The 614-nt window shown below is 69.1% G+C and carries 1 protein-coding gene; it reads left to right on the top strand.

Features of this window, described 5'->3' with window-relative positions; translation table 11 throughout:
* Window positions 1-36: 36 nt before the first annotated feature.
* Window positions 37-614: hypothetical protein (locus tag ACTOQ2_RS44035; RefSeq protein ID WP_440108013.1), on the top strand; the 578-nt coding region annotated here is incomplete at its 3' end.

Raw genomic sequence — 614 nt, 5'->3', positions numbered from 1 at the left:
TCGTTGGAAGTGATGAATCCGCAGGGATGGGCCCGGGTGGGCCCCATTCCGGCCTGGGTGAACAGAAGCGCGCACAACGGCGCGTGGCAGCTGGCCACCACGCTGCCTGCGGATTCCCCGGCCCGCGCGGATGTGCGCTGGCCGGACGGCTCGGTCTCCCAGGTGCCGCTCGTCACGGCGGCGAGCGCGTACGCGGAGTTCAGCAAGCCGGCCGACCTCATCGAGGAGGAGTGCCCGGCCAAGGGATGCCGCCCGCTCCGGGTGACCGGCGCCCAACTGGACGAGGTGCCCCTGGAGACCAGCCGCGGCACAATCCAGGTGCCCGCATGGCTGTTCACCGTCAGGGGGGTCAAGCAGAAGTACGTCCACGTGGCGGTCGCCCCCTCGGCCGTCACCGCCCGTCCCGAGCGGGTGCAGGGGGACCTCGAAGAGGTGATGGCGTTCGATCTGGTTACCGGCAAGCCGGACGAGCTGCTTCTCCAGTACGGCTACGGCGCCTGTGACAGCATTCACGGAGCGCGCGCCTACGAGACCGACCACCTGGTGGTGGTCGACGTGGACGAGGAGAACTCCGGCGAGATGTGTCCCGCGATCCTCAAGACAGCCACGATCAC

The sequence above is a fragment of the Streptosporangium sp. H16 genome, assembly GCF_051918855.1.
GTDB lineage: Bacteria > Actinomycetota > Actinomycetes > Streptosporangiales > Streptosporangiaceae > Streptosporangium.
Note: the sequence above shows the minus strand (reverse complement) of the source record. Positions and strands in the feature narration are given on the sequence as shown.